Origin of the sequence: Chlorogloeopsis fritschii PCC 6912 (assembly GCF_000317285.1) — a bacterium.
GTDB lineage: Bacteria > Cyanobacteriota > Cyanobacteriia > Cyanobacteriales > Nostocaceae > Chlorogloeopsis > Chlorogloeopsis fritschii.
The window spans coordinates 1-1069 of the sequence record NZ_AJLN01000057.1 but is presented as its reverse complement, the minus strand read 5'-3'; the positions used below and the strand labels follow the sequence as shown (position 1 = coordinate 1069).

The window sequence follows — 1069 nt, the reverse complement described above, 5'->3', positions numbered from 1 at the left end:
AGCGCTGTCAGGCAGGCCCAATACAACAATTCCCGGCAAACCGCCCGAAATATCGACTTCCACACCCACCTTAACGGCGTCGATACCCACAATAGATGCACTCCAGACTCTGGCAAGCATTAGCTGAAATTTTTGTAATCACACTAAACATGACAAAATCTCTAGCAGATACAAAGGTAAATTGGCATGAGTGAAACTACAGAGACAATTTTTAGCAAAATCATTCGTCGAGAAATTCCAGCCAATATTATCTATGAGGATGATTTAGCGCTGGCATTTAAAGACATCCATCCCCAAGCGCCCGTTCACATCCTTGTGATTCCCAAAAAACCTATTCCCAAATTAGCTGATGCTGATGCTGAAGATGCTACTCTTTTGGGACATCTGCTACTAACTGCAAAGCACGTTGCCGAACAAGCTGGGCTTGCAAACGGCTATCGCGTTGTGATCAACACTGGCGCTGATGGTGGTCAAACGGTTTACCATTTACACTTGCATATTTTGGGGGGAAGGCATATGGCATGGCCTCCTGGTTGATTATAGATATTTTGTACCAAGCGACTAAAAGTCGCAGCTACATATACAAAACCCACCTCCGTGGGTTTAAAACCTTTGATGGCATAGCCAAGCCAGTGCGCTCTGGGGGTAGCACCTGGCGCGCGATTTCTAATCGCCATTGATGTTGGTCAATAGAAGTAGCAAGGTAAACGACTAAATTTCTCAAATCTTAAAGACCTATAGATAGTATTCTATTGAATTTAGTTATTTTATTAGTTAAATTCTATAAACAAAAACTAATTAAAAGCCTTTACAAAACTCAACCTTTCCTCTAATATTAGGACACGCGTAAGTAGATGAACTTACACTTAAAAGATTTTTCAAAAAACCTAGCACTCATAAAACAATGACCACAACCCTACAAAGACGCGAAAGCGCCAATGCATGGGAGCGGTTTTGTGATTGGGTCACCAGCACTGACAACCGTTTATACATCGGTTGGTTCGGCGTGTTGATGATTCCAACCCTCCTCGCCGCTACCACCTGCTTCATCATCGCCTTCATCGCGGCT

General features: G+C 43.2%; 1 protein-coding gene and 1 pseudogene. Both read left to right on the top strand.

Features of this window, described 5'->3' with window-relative positions; translation table 11 throughout:
- Positions 1 to 186 precede the first annotated feature (186 nt).
- Entirely contained in the window at positions 187 to 537 is a 351-nt protein-coding gene (locus UYC_RS0108700; RefSeq protein WP_016877200.1) for a histidine triad nucleotide-binding protein, read from the top strand.
- A 367-nt stretch (positions 538 to 904) separates the two neighbouring features.
- Positions 905 to 1069 (top strand): annotated as a pseudogene (locus UYC_RS37645) (photosystem II q(b) protein); the annotation flags it as partial.

Excerpts from the sequence above, each read along its gene's own strand:
- UYC_RS0108700 (WP_016877200.1), top strand. The coding sequence starts at position 187 with ATGAGTGAAACTACAGAGACAATTTTTAGCAAAATCATTCGTCGAGAA.